Below are 18579 nucleotides of genomic sequence, written 5' to 3'. Positions count from 1 at the left end.
CCAATTAGACAGACTGAATCACTGATCCCTCTGCGTCGCAACAGCCGCCTTTTTCAACAGAATCGGTCAAAAGCGGTAGCGCCCGGGCCAGTCAAGAGACTTCCGCTAGTCCCTCAGGAGCCGACATTGCTTAACGAGGAGACGCCTAAGCCGCCTTACGATTTTGGAAACTCGTTGAGGAGCTGTGCCCAGACGATCGCGAAGGCGATCAGGCCGCAGACGCCGACCAGCGTGGTAAGCCGCGGCAGCCGGTTGATCGCGACGAGCAGCCACGCCGAGAGGAAGAACAATCCGAAGATCATGCCGAGCGGGAACACCGCGAGCCATTGAAAGCCGGTGCCGTCGCCCGGCGGGACATGGGCGATGAAATAGAAGGTGTAGAGCCAGAACAGCGTGCCGGCAGCCGCGACGAGCGCGGCGATCTTGCGAAAATTAAGAGGGACTGACCCGGTCATGGCTTGGCTCATGCCCCTTGGTCGCGACAGCAGCCTTTCGCGTTCATAGGAACGTTGAACCGGACCAGAGAAGGCTGCGACTACCGATCAGGACATGCCCCGGATGAGCCATGACTGACACCCTCCTGGACGCCATATTCGAGGTTGTCGATTTCGCGCTCGATCTCTCCGTCACGATTGACGACACGAAGCGATCAAGCAGGCCGGACACTGTCGAAGTCCCGCCGGATCCGCCGCCGCTGTCGCCCGCCGCACAGCGCGCGCTCGCCGAAACCGAGGAACGCGAGCATGCGCGCGAGCAGGCCGCTCAAGCCGCCAGCGGCACCGACCAGGCGTCGTAGCCGTAGACCCAGCTCGTATCGGTCCTCTCCTTCAGCCAGATGTTGGCGCGAGACGTCTCCTGCACCCGGGTCGTGCGCGCTCTGCGCGTCGCCTCGAAGCGGCGGAATGCATCTGCGACGCCGTCGCGGTCGACACCATCGAGACAGCGCGACAGCACCGCGGCATCCTCGATCGCCATCGCCGCGCCCTGCGCCATGTAGGGCGTCATGGGATGACAGGCATCGCCGAGCAGGGTCACCTTGCCGTCGGCCCAACGGTCGAGCGCCTCGCGGTCCATGATCGCCCATTTGTGCACGTCGGGACACGCCGCGAGCACCTTGCCGACCTCCGGATGAAAGCCCTCGAACGAGGCGCGCAGATCACGTACATCGCCCTTCGCGGACCACGACTCGATGCGAAAGTCCGGTTCGGGCTGGCTGGTGACGAGATAGACTTCGCTGCGGTCAGGCTTGACGTAATAGATCACGATGTGACGGTCCTCGCCCCACCACTTCGTGCAGTCGTCGATTGTCTTTCCACCGAGCAGTGTCGCTGGATACGTGGTGCGATAGGCGATGCGGCCGGTGAATTTGGCCGGCGCGGTGTCGAACAGAATGTCGCGCACTGTCGAATGGACGCCGTCCGCGCCGACCACGGCATCGGCGACGGCGCTGCTGCCGTCGGCAAAGCTCAAGCGGACGCCCTCGCCGGTCGCGTCGAGACCGACCAGCTTGTGGTTCAGCTTCACGAGTTCATCCGGCACCGCGCTCGCCAGCGCGGCATGCAAATCACCGCGATGGGCGAGCAGGTAGGGCGCGCCGAATTTCTCCTCCGCACTCTCGCCAAAGATCATGTCGAACTTGATGTCGCCGCTCTTCCAGTCACGATTATTCCAGGAGCGCGGATAGAAGGACTGACGGCGCATCCGCTCCTCCAGTCCCAGTTCACGCAGCACCTTCATGGCGTTGCAGCCGATCTGGATGCCGGCACCGATGCGGGCGAATTGCGCGGCCTGCTCGTAGACCATGACGTCGACGCCGACGCGCCTGAGCGCCGCGGCGGTCGCAAGCCCGCCCATGCCGGCACCGACGATCGCAACCGAAAGCGGCCTCGCCATCGCGTCCCCCACCCTGTCGCGCGGCTTGAATGCCGCGTCGTCGTCTGTCCCTACGCGGGCCGGAAGCCGGCCCGCTCCAGCGCCGCACGCGCCTCGTCCGAGCCAAGGGCCTCGAGAAACGCCCGCACGGCCGGCCGGTCCTTGCGCGCCGTTACCAGCGCGAAATCATAATGCTCCTCCGCATGCGGAATGAAACCGAGGCCGGCCGCATGGGCGACCGGCGCAATGGTCATGCCCCAATCGGCGCGGCGCTGCGCGACGGCCGCCGCCACGGCATTGTGCGAGCGCGGCTGGTTCCAATAGCCTTCCGGCCGCGCGCCGCCGAGCAGCCGGTCGATCAGGATGCGCGTGCCGGCGCCCTGGTTGCGGTTGACCATGATGCAGGCGGGATCGGAGAGCGCCGCGGCAACGGCCTCCTTCGCACCGAAGCCCTCGAAACGCCTGTCACCCTTGCGGAAGACGATGCCCTGCATCCGACGCCAGCCCGGCACGAGCTCGAGCCCATCGACGAGATAAGGCGTGTTGTAGGTCTCGCTTCGATCGTCGAACAGATGGATCGGCGCGAGATCGCATTCGCCGCGCTTGGCCGCCGCGAGGCCGCCGAGGCTGCCGACGGCGATCGAGCGCACGGTGAGGCCGGCATGCGCGAGCCCAGCGGTGACGAGGTCGAGGCCGGTGCAATGGCTGCCGACGACGACGAGATCGGGCACGCGGACATGCGGCGTGAACAGCGTCACCTCTGTTTCGGTCCCCGCCGGCATCTGGTCGGCGAGCGCTTCGACGCGCAGGAAGCCGTCGGCCTGCGCAAAGGACGTGATCGCGCCGGACCCCTTGCCGGAGGGATAGGCGATCAGGCCGTGCTTGCCCGCAACCAGCGAGACCATGACGAATTCAGTGCGGCCGAGCTCGGACGCGATGCGCACGGGCACGGTCGCGCTCACCTTGGCATCGGAGCGCGGCGGCAGGCCGGCAAGCTTGCGGAGCACCGGCACGATCATATCGTGGAAGGTGAACATCGCCGACGTCGGAAATCCCGGCAGGATCACCACTGGCTTGCCGTCGCACACCGCAAGGCACAGCGGCTTGCCGGGTTTTAACGCAACGCCATGCGCGATGATGCCGGGCTGGCCAAGCCGCCCGATGATGCGATGGGACAGGTCGCCCGCGCCTTTTGAAGTACCGCCCGACAGCACCAGCATGTCGGCATCCACAAGCGCACCGCGCATGGCAGCTTCGAGCCTGGCTTCGTCGTCGGCAATGGCACCGAGGAAGATGGCCTCGCCGCCGTTCTCGTCGATGGCGGCGGCGACGATCGCGCCGTTGGTGTCGTAGATCGCGGCGGGCGGAAGGGCCCCGCCGGGCTGAACCAGTTCATCGCCGGTGGAGATCACGGCCACCCGCGGCTTGCGCGCGACCTTCACCTCGGCAATGCCACAGGCTGCCAGCATGCCGATCTCGCGCGAGCCGATGATGGTGCCGGCGCGCAGCAGCGCCTCCCCGCGCGCGATGTCGGATCCGGCGTACGAAACGAACTGTCCAGGCGAGACCGCCCGACGCACGTCGATCGCATCGAGGTCGGCCGGCTGGGTGTGCTCGACCATGACGACGGCGTCGGCACCGCGCGGCACCGGACCGCCGGTGGCGATCGGCGTCGCGGTTCCCGCCGCAACTTGCAGCGCCGGCGCCGTGCCGCAATGGATGGTCTCGCCGTTCAGCGTGAGGCGCCGAGGAGCACCCTCGCCGGCCGCGGAGAGATCTGCAGAGCGCACAGCGAAGCCATCGACATTGGACCGGTCGAACGGGGGAACGTCGATCGGCGCCGTGATGTCTTCCGCGAGCGCGGCGCCGATCGCGGCGCCAAGCTTGCGCGTTTCGGACGGAAGCGCACGCGGAAACAGCGCTGCCTCGAAGCGCGCCAGCGCCTCCTCGCGCGAGAGGATCTTGAGGAATTGCTCCTGCTCGAGCGCGCTGCGGTTTGGCGGTTTCGGGATCATCGTCATGCGGAACCCATATCACTCCCGCATCAGATAAGCATCGACCGGCTCGCCTGCCGCAAATCCCTCGTGATTGCCGGGAATGAGCAGCCACGCATCCGCACAAGCGATCGCCTGAAGCGGCCATTCGCCCACGGCAAGCGGCCTCCAGGCCTTATGTTCCTCCACCAGCAGCACGATCTCGGCAATGCCGACGCTGGAGGCAATCTTGCGCGATAGCGGCAAGGTCATCTGCCGGCGCGTCCGACGCGCCGACAGGCGATCGACGAGCGGAAGCACGAGCGCGAACCAGGCTGCGAGCGCAGGATCAGGCGAGCCAGGCAAGGCGACCACGGGAACCCGTCCGAGCCGGCCCACCGCCGCGGTACGCCCAGGCTGGAGCGCAAGGCCGTGCGCCATCACTTCGCCGCGCCGGGCCAGGGCCGCAACGGCGGCATCCCGTTGGCCGACGCCGCTGCCGCCGACCATCAGCAGGAGATCGCAAGCGGACGCATCAAGCGCCTCGGCAATCGAGGCTTCATCGCGCGCACCGGCTTCACGCGTTTCCACGTCCAGTCCCTCTGCACGCGCGAGACCGGCGATCAGATGCATCGTCGCCGTCGCGCCGGGCACGTTGACGATGCACAACCGGGGCCGCCGCACGCCGAGTTGCTCCAGACCCGCTACGCGTGCGAGCAGCAGATCAGCCACGCCGACCGGATAGCCGTCCGTCGCGGCAGGCGTGCGTTCCGCGATGTCGCTGCCGGCACGCCTGACGCCCTGCCCCGGCACGCCTTCGGCCAACACCTGCACGAGCGGCCCAGACACCTCGACGGCGTCGGCGTCGAGCACACAGTCGCATCCCGCCGGCATCGCGTCGCCGGCATCGACCCATGCCGGAAGCTTCGTCAAAGGCAGCGGCGAATAGGAGGACGCGCCGACGAGATCATTGGCGCAGAGCGCCCAGCCGTCCGCGGCGGCAACGTCGTGCGGCGGATGGACCGCAAGCAGCGGAGTGCCCGTGGCGATGCAACCGACCGCGTCGGTCAGCGCCAAGTCCATCGGTGCAAGCGATCCGACGCCTTGCAGCAACGCGGCGAGCGCGGTGTCGAGCGGTGTCAGCGATGGCGGCAGGCGCTGGGTCATGCGCCATGATGGACCATGCATCGCACGGTTTGGCAACCGCCGGCGATGAGGACGTCAACCGCCGGACTTGCCCGCATTGGGGAAGAACAGCTGCTGGCCGTCGACCTTGTAACCTGCGATCGCCGCCTGCCCTTCCGGCGAGATCAGCCAGTCGATGAAGGTCTGCGCCAGTTCCCTCTTCACGTTCGGAAACTTCTCCGGATTGACCAGCATCACGCCGTACTGATTGAGCAGCCGCTTGTCACCTTCGACGACGATGTCGAGATCGCCGCGATCCCGGAAGGCGATCCAGCTGCCGCGGTCCGACAGGACGTAGGCATTGGCGGCGCGCGCGGCGTCGAGGGCCGAGGCCATACCCTGTCCGGCCTCGCGATACCAGGCGCCCTTGGCGGCCGCGATGTCGATGCCGGCGACGATCCAAAGCGCGAGCTCCGCGGCGTGAGTACCGGAGCGGTCGCCGCGCGTCACGAACGGCGCGCCTTTGGCTTCGATCGCCTTCAGCGCCGTCGCGATGTCCTTGCCCTTCACGGCCGCGGGGTCGCTCTTCGGCCCGATCAGCACATAGTCGTTGTACATCACGTCGAAGCGTTTCACGCCCAAGCCGTCGGCGACGAACTTCTCCTCCTGCGGCCGGGCATGCATCAGCACGACGTCGGCCTCGCCCCTGCGCGGCCCGTTCAGCACCTCATCGGTGCGGCGCGCGATCACCGTCACCTCGATGCCGGTCTTGTCGTGGAAGATCGGCAGCAGATATTCGAGCAGGCCGGACTCCTGTGTCGCGGTCGTCGTGGCGAGGACGATGCCGCGGTCCTCCGCGGATGAGGCCGCAACACCCGCGGTGAGGCCGCAGAAGAGCGCGAATGCAACGGACAGGCGGCCCATGATCAGGTTCCCATTGGCTATGACATGATCATGATGATCATCGATTGCGCCGCACTCGTGACGCCTTTGCGCATTTGCGCGCTGCGGCGCTTGAAGCGGACAACAACAGATAGAGCGCAAACCAAGTCACTACCGGCGACGGGCTTCGCCGCGTCGCCGCCATCGTGATGCTCGGGAAATTTCGGCAACGCGGATCGGCATACCGATTGCAATCACGCGCACCAAGCGTGTGCTGCAGGATCGTTCACCAAAGCAGAAATCGCGCATGCGGATGTGTTGCAAAGCAACGAGATCATCAGGCATGGTCCCGGCGGACGAAAATTGAAATGCAGAATTCCACCTGCGTCGAACGTCAAAAAGAAGCAAGAATTTGCATAGGAATGCAGGATGGAATTCCTGACGACCAGCGAAGCCGCCGACTATCTTCGGCTCGGCGAACGCAAGCTCTACGAACTCGTCACCACCGGCGCGATCCCCTGCACCAAGGTGACCGGGAAGTGGCTCTTCCCACGACACGAGCTCGATCTCTGGGTGCTGTCGGGCCTCGCGCGTCCGGCCGGCATGCTGATCGCCGAGCCGCCGCCGGTCGTCGGCGGCAGCCAGGACGAACTGCTGGACTGGGCCTTGCGCGAATCCGGCTCGGGCCTGGGATCGATGAGCGAGGGCAGCGTGCGCGGGCTCGAGCGCTTGCAGCGTAACGAGGTGATGGCGGCGGCGGTGCACTTCCACGGCCTCGACGCAACCAATGACCTCGCCGGCGATGCCAGCGTCGAAGCGCTGCGCGCGGCGCCCGACCTGCATGATGCGGTGCTGGTCGCGTTCGTGCGCCGCGAGCAGGGTCTCGTGCTGCCGCAAGGCAATCCCAAACACCTGCACGGCCTGACCGACGTGCTCACGCTCGGCGCCAGGATGGCGATGCGGCAACAAGGCACGGGCGCGCAGATGCTGCTCGACGTGCTGCTGAAGCGCGCGGGCGCTTCGACACGCGATTTGCGCCGGGTCGATACCCCATGCCTGACCGGTCCGGACCTTGCCGAACTGGTTCGCGCCGGCCAGGCCGATTGCGGCATCGCGACACGCGCCACGGCGCGCTCGGCGGGTCTCGATTTCGTGCCGCTGGTCTGGGAGAATTTCGACCTTGCGATGCGGCAGCGCAGCTATTTCCGCCCGCCGATGCAGGCCCTGCTCCGGTTTCTCGGCGAAAGACGGCTGCGGCAGCGCGCCGAGGAGCTGACCGGCTACGATCCCTCGCCCGCAGGCCAGATCCGCTTCGCAGCCTGACATTGACGCCCGCCCCCAAATAGTTGCAAAAGAAACCAATTCAGCCGGGGGCACACCCGGGGCAACACCGGCCAACGCGCCGGATCAGGGGAGGAGCAACGTGAATCCAACGAGATTTGGACTACCGGTCGCCGCCGCGCTGGCGGCGACGCTGATGTCGGGTGCCGCAATGGCGCAGGTTTCCGACGACATCGTCAAGATCGGCGTGCTCACCGACATGAACGGCCCGGCCTCCGCGCCGACCGGCCAGGGCTCGGTGACGGCGGCGCAGATGGCGATCGACGATTTCGGCGGCACCGTGCTCGGCAAGCCGATCAGCGTCGTGGTCGGCGACCATCAGCTCAAGGCCGACATCGGCGCCTCGCTCGCGCGGCGCTGGTTCGACGTCGAGCAGGTCGATCTTATCGTCGACGTGCCGGTCTCGGCGGTCGGGCTCGCGGTGCAGAACATCGCCAACGAGAAGAAGCGGCTGTTCATCACCCACTCCACCGGCACTGCCGATTTCCACGGCAAGTTCTGCTCGCCTTACGCGATCCAGTGGGTGTTCGACACCCGCGCGCTCGCGGTCGGCACCGCGGACGCGGTGGTCAAGCGCGGCGGCGACAGCTGGTTCTTCATCACCGACGATTACGCCTTCGGCCATTCGCTGGAGCGCGATGCCTCCGCCGTCGTCACCGCCAATGGCGGCAAGGTGCTGGGCTCGGTGCGGCCGCCGCTGGCAACGCCCGACCTCTCCTCCTTCGTGCTGCAGGCGCAGGCCTCCAAGGCCAAGATCATCGGCATTGCGGCGGGCCCCCCCAACAACATGAACGAGATCAAGACCGGCTCGGAGTTCGGCGTGTTCAAGGGCGGCCAGCAGATGGCGGCGCTGCTGGCGCTGATCACCGACATCCACGGCCTCGGCCTGCAGGCGGCGCAAGGCCTGTTGCTGACGACGTCGTTCTATTGGGACATGGACGACAAGACCCGCGAATGGTCGAAGCGCTACTTCGCCAAGATGAACAAGATGCCGTCGATGTGGCAGGCCGGCGTCTATTCCAGCGTGATGCACTATCTCAACGCCATCAAGGAAACCGGCACCGACGATCCGCTCAAGGTCGCCGCCAAGATGCGCGAAAAGCCGATCGAGGATTTCTTCGCCCGCAACGGCAAATTGCGCGAGGACAATCTGATGGTGCACGACCTCTGGCTGGTGCAGGTGAAGACGCCGGAGGAGAGCAAATATCCGTGGGACTATTACAAGATCCTCACCACCATCTCCGGCGACAAGGCGTTCGGTCCGCCGGACCCGGCATGCCCGCTGGTGAAGAAGTGACGATCGCCTAAAGCGATCGTCATGCCGGGGCGGTGCGAAGCACCGAACCTCAGATGCACAATTGCGCACCGGGCGATCTCGAGATTCCGGGTTCGCGTCTTCAACGCGCCCCGGAATGCCGGTTGCCTTAGGCGACCGTCATTTCACCACGCCGATCTCGCGAAAATAATTCATCACGCCGGGATGGATCAGCTCCGGCCTTGGCGCCGCCGCGACCGTGTTCGACGCCGTGGTCTCGCAGGCCTGGGCGAGCTTCTTGCAGAAATTTGCTTCGACACCGTGCAACGTCTTCGCCAGGCGATAGGCGACATCGTCGGGCAGATCCTCGCGCGTCAGCACGAAGCTCCAGGATCCCAGCGAGGCGATCGGCGCGGTCTGTTGCGGATAGCTGTTCGCCGGCACCAGCAGCGGCTTCAGGAAGGAATGCTTGGCGCGGATGCGGGTCATCTCCTCCACGCTGGGGGCAATGAAGCGCGCGCCTGATGCGCTCGAGGCCACCGCGGCAAAGCCGGGCCAGCCGATGCCGGCGCCCCACAGCGCGGCGACGCGGCCGTCCTCGACCATCGCGGGGCCGTCGCCGGCGCGGTCGAGATAGACCGCCCTAAAATCCTCGTCCTGCTTCAACCCGAGCCCATCGAGCACGTAGCGCGCCAGGATCGGCAGGCCCGAGCCCTTGGCGCCGAAGGCGACGGGCTGACCGACGAGATCCCTGATCGTCTTGTAGGGACTGTCCGCCCGCACCACGAACATGCCGGGGTTGGAGTAGATCGCCGTCAATATCTTCAGCCGCACGGGCGCGCGGCCGATGCCGGCAAAGGCCTCATAGGCCGGCTCGCCCGCGACCAGCGCGAGATCGAGCTCGCCCTTCTCCAGCAGCGGAATGTTCTCGTTGCTGCCCTTGGTGTTGCGGGGCGCGATCGACATTTGCGGATCGGCCGCGTTCATCACCTCGGCGAAGGCGTTGCCATAGAGCGGAAAGCCGCCGCCGGGCGTTGCAGTCCCCAGACTGATCGTCGTGGTCGAAATGGCCGTGCCTCCGGTTTGAGCAGCAGCAGGGCCGGCGAGCAACGCGGCTGCGAGAACGATGATCGCGAATCTCATGGTCGTCCCTGACGGGCCTGCGTCAACACCGACTTGCGGCGATGTAGGCAGGGCGCCGATTTTGTGAAAGCATGCCCCCAACGACAATAATGCAATGGGAGGCGTCATGTTGCGAATTTTGCGTCGGGGTGTTTTCGGGCTCGCGGTTCTCTCAGGTCTTTTCAGCGCCCCTCCTCCCGCCTCCGCCGCTTACCCCGACCGCCCCGTGCACTGGTTCATCGGCTTCGCCGCCGGCGGCCCGGTCGACATCGTGGCGCGGATCATGGCGCAGGCGCTGTCGGACCGGCTCGGCCAGCAATTCATCGTCGAGAACAAGGCCGGCTCCGGCGGCAACATCGCCGCCGCGGCTGCGATCAACTCAGCCCCCGACGGCTACACGCTGCTGTTCGTCGCGCCCAACAACGCGATCTCGACCTCGCTCTACAAGAAGCTGCCGTTCGACTTCATCCGCGACACCGTGCCGGTGGCGAGCATCATGCAGCTCACCAACATGCTGGTCGTCTCCAACGCGTTCCCGGCGAAGTCGGTCCAGGAGTTCATCGACTATTGCAAGGCCAATCCCGGCAAGATCTCCTATGCCTCCTCCGGCAACGGCACCTCGGTGCACATGTCGGCCGAGCTGTTCAAGGCGATGACCAAGTGCGACATGATCCACGTGCCCTATCGGGGCTCGGCGATCGCCTTCCCCGACATCATCTCCAACAAGGTGCAGCTGATCTTCGACAATCTGCCCTCCGCGCTGGAGCAGGCCAAGGGCGGCAACGTCCGCGCGCTCGGCGTGACCTCACCGCAGCGCTGGCCGAGCGTGCCTGACGTGCCCGCGATCGCCGAGACCGTGCCGGGCTTCGAATCGGTCGGCTTCTACGGCATCTCCGCGCCGAAGGGCACCCCAAGCGAGGTGGTCGAGACCCTCAACAAGGCCGTCGGCGAAGTGCTGAAGGACCCGAAGGTCGTCGCCCGCCTCACGGAAGTCGGCGGCCTCCCCAAGCCGATGACGCCGGCCGAGTTCGGCAAGCTGGTCGCTGACGAGACCGAGAAGTGGCGCAAGGTGGTGGAGTTCGCCGGGGTCTCGGTGGACTAGCGAAGGCTCGGCCATAGGCAGTACGAAGCCGGAGGGGGTTTGGTTGGCCCCCTCCATACCAAAAAGTCGCAAAACAACCCCATGCACAGTAGACGAGGCTAGCAATTTCAAAGGGTTAGCAACCCCGAAAAACGGACCCGGACGAGGTCGTTTTGCTTCGTCGGGCAAAACAGGGGTATACAGACATCATCGCCAATTTCGGTTATATAGAAATCTCCGGCGATGCTGCTTCGGCGTTCCCATCCACCCGGGCCAGCATTGCACCCCCGCCCCCATCCCTGTAAACGAACCGCGCACCGTTGCCGGCCGCGCGTTCCCGCGAGCCGCTCGCGGCGGGGCCTGTAGCTCAATGGTTAGAGCCGGCCGCTCATAACGGTCTGGTTGCAGGTTCGAGTCCTGCCGGGCCCACCACGCTTCGCCCTGCGGGCTACGCGTGGCGCAGCCAAGCGCAGAGCGAGGGCGAAGCGTGGTGTCCGGCGTAGCTGGAGTGCAGCGGAAGCGAAGACGGACGAACTGCGAGCGAAGCGGGCGAAGGCTGCCGCGCCGAAGCCCGCCGGGCGAAGGCGGGCTGTGAAGGCCTCTACCGAATTTTTCAGTGGACCGGCAGCCAGACATGATCAAGATCGCGACACTCCCATTGCGACACCCGACGTCCGCGCGTGCATCCCGCGGCGGCGGTACCTCTCTCACGCTTAGCGCTCTCATTCCGGGACTGAACATGCGCAAATATCTCGCGATTTTGCTGATCTCGTGTTGGGCCAGTTTGGCCTACGCACAAAAGGCCGACCTCATTGTCACGAACGCAAAAATCGTGACGCTCGATCCAGCATCAACGACCGCGCAGGCACTCGCGGTCCGCGACGGCAAGATCGTTGCAGTGGGCGGCAACGACGCCATGCAAGGCCTGATCGGGTCCGCCACGCGCCGCATCGACGCAGCCGGCCGCACGATCATTCCGGGATTGATCGATTCCCATGTTCACGCGGTGCGCGCCGGCCTCACCTACGCGACCGAGGTCAACTGGATCGGCGCGAAGACCATCGACGAGGCCATGGAACGCCTGCGCCAGGCGGCAAAAACGCGCCCGGCGTCCTGGATCATTGTGGCCGGCGGCTGGAGTGAACTGCAATTTGCGGAGAAGCGGCGGCCAACCCTGGCCGAAGTGACCTCGGCCGTTCCTGATAATCCGGCCTACATCCAGCTGTTCTATTCGGCGTTGCTGATGACGTCGAAGGCGCAGCAGGCCCTCGGGATATCTGCGGATCAGTTGCCGGCCGGCATCACCGCCGAGCGCGCCGCGTCGGGCGAAGCCACGGGCTGGTTCAACGGCTCCATTGTCAGTATCTCCGCGCTGTTCGATCGCCTGCCGCGGCCGAATTTCGAAGACAACGTCGCCGGCACCCGGCAGTTCTTCACGGAGCTCAATCGTCTCGGAATTACCGGGGTCGTGGATCCCGGGGGCTTTAGCATCTATCCCAGCCACTACGCCGCCTTGCAAAAGCTCTGGCGCGAGAAATCACTGTCGGTGCGGGTCGCCTACAGCCTGTTCGCCCAGAATGTCGGCGCGGAATTCGAGGAGTACAAGACCCTCACGCCGTTCCTGCCGATGGGATTCGGCGACGAGATGCTGCGGTTCAATGGAATCGGCGAGCGGATCACGGGCGCCATGTACAACAACAACGCGCCCGACGCGGCGACCAGGGACAAGTTCCTCGAGATCGTTCGCTGGGCGGCCAAACAAGGGCTGACGGTCACGATCCATTGGCAGGAAGACAAATCCGTCCATCAGCTCCTCGATCTCTATGAAGAGGTCAACAAGGAGACGCCGATCGCGCCGCTGCGCTGGTCCATCGCCCATCTCGACAACGCCTCGCCCGAAACGCTGGCGCGGATGAAAGCCCTGGGTGTCGGCTGGACCATGCAGGACGCGATGTATCTCGGCGGCGACCGCGTCGTGGCGCAGGTTGGCGAAGCCGCGCGCAGCATGCCGCCCATCGTCGCGGCGTTGCGCATGGGCGTCCATGTCGGGGCGGGAACGGATGCGCATCGGGTCGCGTCCTACAATCCGTTCGTTGCGCTGCAATGGATGCTCGACGGCAAGACCGTCGGCGGATTATCGACGCGCGGGCCGGACGAAACACCGAGCCGCGAGGATGCCCTGCGCCTCTACACCATGGGAAGCGCCTGGTTCTGCTTCGATGAGACGCGGCGCGGCTCGCTCGAAACCGGCAAGCTCGCCGACTTCGCGATTCTCGATCGGGACTTCATGTCCGTCCCCGTCGAGCAAATCGGCGCCACGGCGTCTCTGCTCACAGTCGTGGGCGGCAAGGTCGTCTATGCAGCGGATGTTTTCTCGAATGCAAAATAGGGGGCTGGAGAGCCGCCGTGCACTCATGACGGTCCGGTTGCGGGCTCGAGCCTTGCCAAGCCTCCGCCAGCCTTTGTTGCGAATTCTCCTGGACCCACCGCGGCAAATAGCAACAACCGCCAATCGCCTTAGACGCCGCGCCACCGGACTGCGCCTCAACCTTCGTTACGGTGACAGTGCACTAAATCGCCGCCCATCGCTTCTGACCGGGACGGAAGGCGAGAATTAAATGCACTGCCACCGTAATCACGCCGACCGATCAGGGCAGTGCGCAAAAGACCTATACCGTGGTGATCATCGTAGGATCGGACCGTCACGTGATCGATGTGGCGCAAGGCGTGACGGGGTCAAGCTCAACCGGTATCGCGCAGTCGCGCGGCTCGACGCATATGGGTGATGGTGCACTTGATTCACGGGCTCGAAGGCTCGGACACCACCCCGCGAACAGCGAAACAAACCGGGCAAACTTTGCCTGCACCGCGAGGGGACATCGGTAATTTTTTCACCCCAGTGAGGACAACCCAAACCGGAAGCATCGAGAAATCATGGGAAACGCTTTGGCACGCACGTTGCTTATCGGGGATCGTCTTGAGGACCGAACATGCAAGTCGCGACCGGAACATCAATCCTCGGCTACCAGCCTGCCAAGGCCGCTTCATCCACCAGCGGCACGAAGACGCCGGCGTCGAGCGATGGCGGGATCGCGCAAGCGAACGCGGACAGCGCATCGAACGAGAGCAGCGTAGAGGCGGACTTCCTGAAGTACGCCAAGATGACTCCCTTCGACCGTATGCGGGCCGGCATTTTGAAGAGTATGAATCTCACTGAGGACGACCTCGCCAGAATGTCTCCGGACCAGCGAAAAGCTGTCGAGGAGAAGATCAGAGATGCAATTGAAAAGCAGCTCGAAAAGCAGGGCCAAAAAACCGGCAGTCTCGTCGATCTATCGGCGTAACAACCGGATCCTGCTCACGGCATTGCCCGGCTTCCCCGGTGCTCGCCGGTGACGGTTGAAAAAGGTGGTGAAAGTGCCCCAGCGCCGAAACATCGGACCAAGCCGGCGCTGAGATCACATCCTATCCACTTCTCCAGACAGACCATTTGCATTCGCGCTTTGCGAGACCTGAGTGGACGCCTCGTCCTTCGAGACGACCATTTCACGCGCATTCTCCACAGCCCTAGGGAATATGTAGACAGGCCCGGCTCTGCCGTTTGGGAATCCCTGACCCGTGCTAAGCGGCGGGAACAAGCAGGGGCGGGGCGGATTCGTCCAGGCTAAGGAGCAATCTCGATGCTGATGACGAAGGAGAGACGGCCGGAGATCCGCACGCTGCGTGGATGGGCGCTCAACGTGCTGCAGGAGGCCGGCGCCATCCACGAGTGCGAAGAGCATGGCTGGGCAAAGGACCGGGCCGACCCGCACGCCCGCGCACGTGCCATCGATCGCGCCCGCGAGGTTCCTCCGGCTGGCGTATCTCCGGACGAAGCGATCGCGGAGATGCGCGACGTGCTCGATTCCATCGGAGACAATTGTCCGGAATGCCCGGCCGGAGATTGCTGAAGCGGCATCGAACGCGATATCCGGTGTTCGCATGGACCGGACGTTCATTCTGACAGCTGAGTTGGACCCCGCCAGTTTTGATTGGCTGGACGGGCTGCGCCGCGCGCATTTCCCGCGGGAGCGCAATTTGCTGCCGGCGCATCTCACGCTGTTTCATCGCCTCTCGCCGGCGCAGACGAGCCGGCTGGCCGATGTCACCCTGCCTGCAGCTCCGGTGCCGATGCGATACACTGGCGTTCGCCTGCTCGGCTTCGGTGTCGCCATCGAAATCACCTGCCCTGAACTTGCGCGATTGCGGACTGCGCTGCAGACCGCGATGGGCGGCGAGCTGTCCCGGCAGGACAGCCAGGGCTGGCGGCCGCATGTCACGATCCAGAACAAGGTCGCGGCCGCTGCAGCGCGCGGTCTTTACGACGAGCTTCACGCGGAATTCGTGCCGCGCGCAGGGGCCGTTGGCGGGCTGCTGGTCTGGGAGTACCTCAATGGTCCGTGGAGGCAGGACCGCCGGCTCCCGTTCGATGGCTAGTCTCTCCGCCGCTGCACTTCGGCATACCATTCGGCGTAGGGCGTGTTTTTCGCCATGTGCCGGTTGAGGTCGGGAGCGCCGTCCGGCCACCAGACCGGGCCGCGCTCGCCGAGCGCGCGCTTCGCGTCGTCGACAGCGCGATGGGCCGCCGCTTCGGACTCGGCATCGGCCGCCGCCTTGGCGTCGCGGACGGCGCGCCGCGCCGTCATCAGGCGCTTGACCAGCTCCGACCTTTCCCGCTCGCTTAGATGCGGATTGGCCATCCGCCACAGGCGACCGCGGACGACGAAGTAGCGTCCGTCCGGCGTCACCGGATATTTCATGCCGATTTGCGCCGCGCCCCTGAGGCCGGCTTCTTCGCGGACGTCTCCTTTGCGGCCGCCTTCCTGCCCGCGATCGGCATCAGCATCTCCTTCTGGCCCGCCGCGGCCTTCTTCGGCTTCCTGGCGGGCTTGGCCGCCTTCGCGGGCGCGGCCTCCGTCCCGGCTGACTTCCCAGCTGCCTTGCCGACGCTGCGGCGCAGCGCCTCCATGAGGTCGACGACGTTCTCGCCCTTCGGCCGCTCCTTCGGCCGAATGACCTTGCCGGCGCGCTTTTCGTTGATCAGCTCGATCAGCGCGGTCTCGTAATGGTCCTCGAACTTTTCGGGTGTGAAGCGCCCGGCCTTCTGGTTGACGATGTGCCTGGCGAGGTCGAGCATGTCCTTGGTGACCTTCACGTCCTGGATGTCGTCGAAATAGTCCTGCTCGCTGCGCACCTCGTAGGGGTAGCGCAACAGGGTGCCGACGAGGCCCCTGTCCATCGGCTCCAGCGCGATGATGTGCTCGCGGTTGGTCAGCACCACGCGCCCGATCGCGACCTTGTCCATCTCGCGGATGGTCTCGCGGATCACCGCGAAGGCGTCATGCCCGACCTTGCCGTCGGGCCGGATGTAGTAGGGGCGGATCAGGTAGCGCGGGTCGATGTCCGACCTGGCGACGAACTCGTCGATCTCGATGGTGCGCGTTGACTCCAGCGCGATCTCCTCGAGCTCCTCCTTGGACACCTCGATGTACTGGCCCTTCTCGAGCTCGTAGCCCTTGACGATGTCCTCGTTCGGCACCTCGTCGCCGGTCTCGGCGTCCACCTTCACGTATTTGACGCGGTGCCCGGTCTGCCGGTTGAGCTGGTTGAACGAGATCTTCTCGCTCTCGGATGTGGCCGGATAGAGCGCCACCGGACAGGTGACGAGGGACAGTCTCAGGAAGCCTTTCCAGTTGGCGCGGGGGGCCATTTACGCGGAACTCCGGTTCGAGGCGACTTTGAGTCAAGACGAACGGCCGGCCGGGGTTCCGACATGGCTTGTGGAGAAAAAGGCAGCGCAAGTGTAGGATTCATGTCGCATCGCTCCGCCCCTTCGCCGAGCACCCCCACGGGGCCGCCGTCTGGCGGCAGGAGAATGTCATGACCAGTGAAAAAGGCCCGAACATCAAGAAGAAGCAGAAATGCAAGAATTGTGAGGGCAAAGGCCTGGTCAAGAAAGGCGACAAGGTGCTGAAGTGCCAGCGCTGCAAAGGCACCGGCGTGCGCTGACCTTACGCTGATGACCGCTGCCACCTTACGCGCAAGAAAGCCGAGGGCTGGAAGACTGCAAGCGGCATCAATCGGGAGAAAGCAACCATCCGTCGATGAGCTCGCGGACAAGTCGGCGATCGTGATCGAGGTCCGTCGAGCGATACTGGTTGGGATCCCTGCTGACCAGGGAATCGGCAACGCGCGCACCGGATGCCGTTCGTTCCAGGCGAAGCGCAAATATCATGAACCTGGTCCAGCTCCGGCAGAAATACACCCAGTCGCCGTCGCAGCAGACGGACCACTTCTGCTCCATCTCCTCCGGCTGGAAGCCGCGCAGGATCAGTTCATGCTCGGCCGCGGTAAAGTCGGCCTGGAAGCCGAGCGGCTCGATCTCTGCGGGCGGACGACAATGCTTGCAGGGCCGACCGGTCGATATGGCGCAAGTCATCGTCATCTCCTGCCGCGAATTGCGGGCAATTTGAGCGCGCTACGGGACAGGTCGCGTCAGTATCATTCATTGACGGCGGCCGTAACCAACATGACCCAAAGGGGTCATTCAACGCTCGCTTCGGCGTGATATATTGCCCGCCACCTCGCGGGCCCCGCAAGCGTCACGTCAGCTGCGAAACGAGATTGCCCCCCGGTGGCCGAGGGGTGGTGCTCGCGAGCGAACGAACCATCGCGGCAGTCCCCCTTGCGCCTCACCTCACCTTGTCCGTCCAAACGGCCCCGCTATTCTGGCCGCATTGCCTCAACCAAGGACATTTGCATGCGTGCCCGCGTCCTCTGCCTCGTCCTCGCCCTTGCCGCCCATCTCGCCCCGGCCGCGGCGCGCGACGCCAAGCGTTGCCCGCCGGACTTCAGCGTCGAAAACCGCCTGGACGCCGAGCAGAAGGCCGCCCTCAATCTCAATGCGCGCGAGCGCGCGGCCATCGAGGACCTGAAATACGCGACCATGGCGCCGATCAGGGAGAAGTACGACAGGAACGAGATCGATCGCGACGCGTACAACCGCCTCACCAAGCAGCGCGACGACGCGCTCAACTGCATCGACGCCGACAACAATCTGAAGGACCAGCAGTCCTACTACACCGAGCAGACCAAGCTGATCGAGGCCGGCTGCCAGAAGGGCCCGGTCGACAAGATGTACGCCGGCTGGCTGAAGGAGGGCCAGGAGCGCAAGGCCAAGGCCTGTGCGAAGGCCGATCTCGAATATCTGGCCCAGATGGTCAAGCAGCTGAAGGAGATCCAGGCCGACAAGCTCGCCAAGGAGGAGAAGTCCACCCCGGCCGTCAAGACCGTCGATGCCAGCCAGAAGAGCGCCCCGTTCTGCGATCAGATTCGCGCCGTGACCGGCCATGCGCCGAACCTGTTCGCCGCCATCACGAAGGAAAAGAAGGAGAAGTGGTTCATCGAACCGGGCACGCTCGGCAGCAAGGGCGTCAAGATCAGCGACATCGCGGCGATCGACGAATACGCCACCCCGATCACGGTCTCGCAGGACTTTCTCGCCGCGCGAGCCGAGTGCGCCATCAAGGTCGGCACCGACAAGGACATCACGCTTCGCATCGTGCCGACCTACGCCTGCGACTGGCGATACGACAAGACCAACCGCCGCGAGCTCGAGCAGCGCACGGACCGGCTGCTCAATCTCGTCCGCGGCTGCTTCGGGTCAGTGAAGGAGGACGGCGAGTTCTATCGGCACCAGTTCGTCGGCGACGGGGCGGTCAACGTCTCGGGAGACCTCTATTACGGCGAGGGCAAGCCGTCCCGCATCTATCTGGAGATCGCCAAGCATACGCCGGAGGAGGACCGGGCCTGCATCAACTACGGATTCCAGCGGAAGGAGCAGGACAAGAAGCTCTGCATGTCGCGGCTCAAGCCCTGAGGGCTCGGCA

At 65.0% G+C, this 18579-nt stretch carries 19 protein-coding genes and 1 tRNA gene; 11 read left to right on the top strand and 9 right to left on the bottom strand.

Annotation, left to right across the window (positions count from 1 at the left end; all coding sequences use genetic code 11):
* Nucleotides 1-155: 155 nt before the first annotated feature.
* Nucleotides 156-455 carry a hypothetical protein gene (locus tag CO669_RS31255; protein WP_245444599.1) on the bottom strand — a complete coding sequence of 100 codons (300 nt, stop codon included), beginning with the start codon at nucleotides 453-455 and terminating at the stop codon, nucleotides 156-158.
* 110 nt (nucleotides 456-565) lie between these two features.
* On the opposite strand from CO669_RS31255, the gene CO669_RS31250 reads away from it, so the two are divergent.
* Complete coding sequence (locus tag CO669_RS31250) at nucleotides 566-796, top strand: hypothetical protein (RefSeq protein WP_097665865.1); 231 nt, start codon at nucleotides 566-568, stop codon at nucleotides 794-796.
* Here the strand turns inward: CO669_RS31250 and CO669_RS31245 are convergent.
* Genes CO669_RS31245 through CO669_RS31230 form a run of 4 tightly spaced genes read right to left on the bottom strand, consistent with a single transcriptional unit; the run spans nucleotide 763 to nucleotide 5894 of the window.
* Nucleotides 763-1893 (bottom strand): FAD-dependent monooxygenase, encoded by a 1131-nt coding sequence (locus tag CO669_RS31245; RefSeq protein WP_097665863.1) that lies wholly within the window; start codon nucleotides 1891-1893, stop codon nucleotides 763-765. The genes CO669_RS31250 and CO669_RS31245 overlap by 34 nt on opposite strands.
* A gap of 50 nt (nucleotides 1894-1943) precedes the next feature.
* Nucleotides 1944-3893, bottom strand: coding sequence for a molybdopterin biosynthesis protein (locus CO669_RS31240; protein WP_097665861.1), 1950 nt, complete (start codon nucleotides 3891-3893; stop codon nucleotides 1944-1946).
* 12 nt (nucleotides 3894-3905) lie between these two features.
* Nucleotides 3906-5012 (bottom strand): molybdopterin-binding protein, encoded by a 1107-nt coding sequence (locus tag CO669_RS31235; protein WP_097665859.1) that lies wholly within the window; start codon nucleotides 5010-5012, stop codon nucleotides 3906-3908.
* A 54-nt stretch (nucleotides 5013-5066) separates the two neighbouring features.
* Nucleotides 5067-5894: an ABC transporter substrate-binding protein gene (locus CO669_RS31230; RefSeq protein WP_502694537.1), complete on the bottom strand. Its 828-nt coding sequence runs from the start codon at nucleotides 5892-5894 to the stop codon at nucleotides 5067-5069.
* 387 nt (nucleotides 5895-6281) lie between these two features.
* Here CO669_RS31230 and CO669_RS31225 point away from each other — a divergent pair, with 387 nt between their 5' ends.
* Together CO669_RS31225 and CO669_RS31220 are read left to right on the top strand one after the other, a co-directional pair.
* A complete protein-coding gene (locus CO669_RS31225) occupies nucleotides 6282-7175 on the top strand; it encodes a substrate-binding domain-containing protein (RefSeq protein ID WP_097665857.1) in 894 nt (297 codons plus the stop codon).
* A 100-nt stretch (nucleotides 7176-7275) separates the two neighbouring features.
* Complete coding sequence (locus CO669_RS31220; RefSeq protein ID WP_097665855.1) at nucleotides 7276-8490, top strand: ABC transporter substrate-binding protein; 1215 nt, start codon at nucleotides 7276-7278, stop codon at nucleotides 8488-8490.
* Nucleotides 8491-8628: 138 nt separating this feature from the next.
* On the opposite strand, the gene CO669_RS31215 is transcribed toward CO669_RS31220, so the two are convergent.
* Nucleotides 8629-9591, bottom strand: coding sequence for a TAXI family TRAP transporter solute-binding subunit (locus CO669_RS31215; protein ID WP_097665853.1), 963 nt, complete (start codon nucleotides 9589-9591; stop codon nucleotides 8629-8631).
* Between the two features lie 106 nt (nucleotides 9592-9697).
* Between CO669_RS31215 and CO669_RS31210 the strand changes: the two genes are divergently transcribed.
* From CO669_RS31210 to CO669_RS31185, 6 genes are all read left to right on the top strand, one after another.
* Entirely contained in the window at nucleotides 9698-10672 is a 975-nt protein-coding gene (locus tag CO669_RS31210) for a Bug family tripartite tricarboxylate transporter substrate binding protein (protein ID WP_097665881.1), read from the top strand.
* 335 nt (nucleotides 10673-11007) lie between these two features.
* Nucleotides 11008-11083 (top strand) — tRNA-Ile (locus tag CO669_RS31205).
* Nucleotides 11084-11285: 202 nt separating this feature from the next.
* Entirely contained in the window at nucleotides 11286-13040 is a 1755-nt protein-coding gene (locus tag CO669_RS31200; protein ID WP_245444597.1) for an amidohydrolase, read from the top strand.
* 601 nt (nucleotides 13041-13641) lie between these two features.
* A complete protein-coding gene (locus tag CO669_RS31195) occupies nucleotides 13642-13995 on the top strand; it encodes a hypothetical protein (RefSeq protein ID WP_097665849.1) in 354 nt (117 codons plus the stop codon).
* Nucleotides 13996-14331: 336 nt separating this feature from the next.
* Nucleotides 14332-14601, top strand: coding sequence for a hypothetical protein (locus tag CO669_RS31190; RefSeq protein ID WP_097665847.1), 270 nt, complete (start codon nucleotides 14332-14334; stop codon nucleotides 14599-14601).
* A gap of 31 nt (nucleotides 14602-14632) precedes the next feature.
* Nucleotides 14633-15127, top strand: coding sequence for a 2'-5' RNA ligase family protein (locus CO669_RS31185; RefSeq protein ID WP_097665845.1), 495 nt, complete (start codon nucleotides 14633-14635; stop codon nucleotides 15125-15127).
* Here the strand turns inward: CO669_RS31185 and CO669_RS31180 are convergent.
* Both CO669_RS31180 and ku read right to left on the bottom strand, forming a co-directional pair.
* Nucleotides 15124-15450: a hypothetical protein gene (locus CO669_RS31180; RefSeq protein ID WP_097665843.1), complete on the bottom strand. Its 327-nt coding sequence runs from the start codon at nucleotides 15448-15450 to the stop codon at nucleotides 15124-15126. The two genes, CO669_RS31185 and CO669_RS31180, sit on opposite strands and share 4 nt — an antisense overlap.
* Nucleotides 15447-16400, bottom strand: coding sequence for a non-homologous end joining protein Ku (gene ku, locus CO669_RS31175; protein WP_097665841.1), 954 nt, complete (start codon nucleotides 16398-16400; stop codon nucleotides 15447-15449). The genes CO669_RS31180 and ku overlap by 4 nt, the downstream gene beginning before the upstream one ends.
* Nucleotides 16401-16570: 170 nt before the next feature.
* On the opposite strand from ku, the gene CO669_RS36575 reads away from it, so the two are divergent.
* Nucleotides 16571-16699: a hypothetical protein gene (locus CO669_RS36575; protein WP_256438918.1), complete on the top strand. Its 129-nt coding sequence runs from the start codon at nucleotides 16571-16573 to the stop codon at nucleotides 16697-16699.
* 67 nt (nucleotides 16700-16766) lie between these two features.
* On the opposite strand, the gene CO669_RS31170 is transcribed toward CO669_RS36575, so the two are convergent.
* Nucleotides 16767-17129 (bottom strand): hypothetical protein, encoded by a 363-nt coding sequence (locus CO669_RS31170; RefSeq protein WP_198964354.1) that lies wholly within the window; start codon nucleotides 17127-17129, stop codon nucleotides 16767-16769.
* A gap of 321 nt (nucleotides 17130-17450) precedes the next feature.
* Between CO669_RS31170 and CO669_RS31165 the strand changes: the two genes are divergently transcribed.
* Nucleotides 17451-18569, top strand: coding sequence for a hypothetical protein (locus tag CO669_RS31165; RefSeq protein ID WP_097665839.1), 1119 nt, complete (start codon nucleotides 17451-17453; stop codon nucleotides 18567-18569).
* The last annotated feature ends 10 nt before the right edge of the window (nucleotides 18570-18579 follow it).

It is taken from the genome of Bradyrhizobium sp. Y36 (genome assembly GCF_002531575.1).
Lineage (GTDB): Bacteria > Pseudomonadota > Alphaproteobacteria > Rhizobiales > Xanthobacteraceae > Bradyrhizobium.
Note: the sequence above shows the minus strand (reverse complement) of the source record. Positions and strands in the feature narration are given on the sequence as shown.

Bases quoted from the DNA above. Each gene is read 5' to 3' on its own strand.
- CO669_RS31250 (WP_097665865.1), top strand. From the start codon at position 566: ATGACTGACACCCTCCTGGACGCCATATTCGAGGTTGTCGATTTCGCG.
- CO669_RS36575 (WP_256438918.1), top strand. From the start codon at position 16,571: ATGACCAGTGAAAAAGGCCCGAACATCAAGAAGAAGCAGAAATGCAAG.
- CO669_RS31240 (WP_097665861.1), bottom strand. From the start codon at position 3,893: ATGACGATGATCCCGAAACCGCCAAACCGCAGCGCGCTCGAGCAGGAG.
- ku (WP_097665841.1), bottom strand. From the start codon at position 16,400: ATGGCCCCCCGCGCCAACTGGAAAGGCTTCCTGAGACTGTCCCTCGTC.
- CO669_RS31185 (WP_097665845.1), top strand. From the start codon at position 14,633: ATGGACCGGACGTTCATTCTGACAGCTGAGTTGGACCCCGCCAGTTTT.
- CO669_RS31180 (WP_097665843.1), bottom strand. From the start codon at position 15,450: ATGAAATATCCGGTGACGCCGGACGGACGCTACTTCGTCGTCCGCGGT.
- CO669_RS31165 (WP_097665839.1), top strand. From the start codon at position 17,451: ATGCGTGCCCGCGTCCTCTGCCTCGTCCTCGCCCTTGCCGCCCATCTC.
- CO669_RS31215 (WP_097665853.1), bottom strand. From the start codon at position 9,591: ATGAGATTCGCGATCATCGTTCTCGCAGCCGCGTTGCTCGCCGGCCCT.
- CO669_RS31170 (WP_198964354.1), bottom strand. From the start codon at position 17,129: ATGACTTGCGCCATATCGACCGGTCGGCCCTGCAAGCATTGTCGTCCG.
- CO669_RS31195 (WP_097665849.1), top strand. From the start codon at position 13,642: ATGCAAGTCGCGACCGGAACATCAATCCTCGGCTACCAGCCTGCCAAG.
- CO669_RS31225 (WP_097665857.1), top strand. From the start codon at position 6,282: ATGGAATTCCTGACGACCAGCGAAGCCGCCGACTATCTTCGGCTCGGC.
- CO669_RS31245 (WP_097665863.1), bottom strand. From the start codon at position 1,893: ATGGCGAGGCCGCTTTCGGTTGCGATCGTCGGTGCCGGCATGGGCGGG.
- CO669_RS31255 (WP_245444599.1), bottom strand. From the start codon at position 455: ATGACCGGGTCAGTCCCTCTTAATTTTCGCAAGATCGCCGCGCTCGTC.
- CO669_RS31190 (WP_097665847.1), top strand. From the start codon at position 14,332: ATGCTGATGACGAAGGAGAGACGGCCGGAGATCCGCACGCTGCGTGGA.
- CO669_RS31200 (WP_245444597.1), top strand. From the start codon at position 11,286: ATGATCAAGATCGCGACACTCCCATTGCGACACCCGACGTCCGCGCGT.
- CO669_RS31210 (WP_097665881.1), top strand. From the start codon at position 9,698: ATGTTGCGAATTTTGCGTCGGGGTGTTTTCGGGCTCGCGGTTCTCTCA.
- CO669_RS31235 (WP_097665859.1), bottom strand. From the start codon at position 5,012: ATGACCCAGCGCCTGCCGCCATCGCTGACACCGCTCGACACCGCGCTC.
- CO669_RS31230 (WP_502694537.1), bottom strand. From the start codon at position 5,894: ATGGGCCGCCTGTCCGTTGCATTCGCGCTCTTCTGCGGCCTCACCGCG.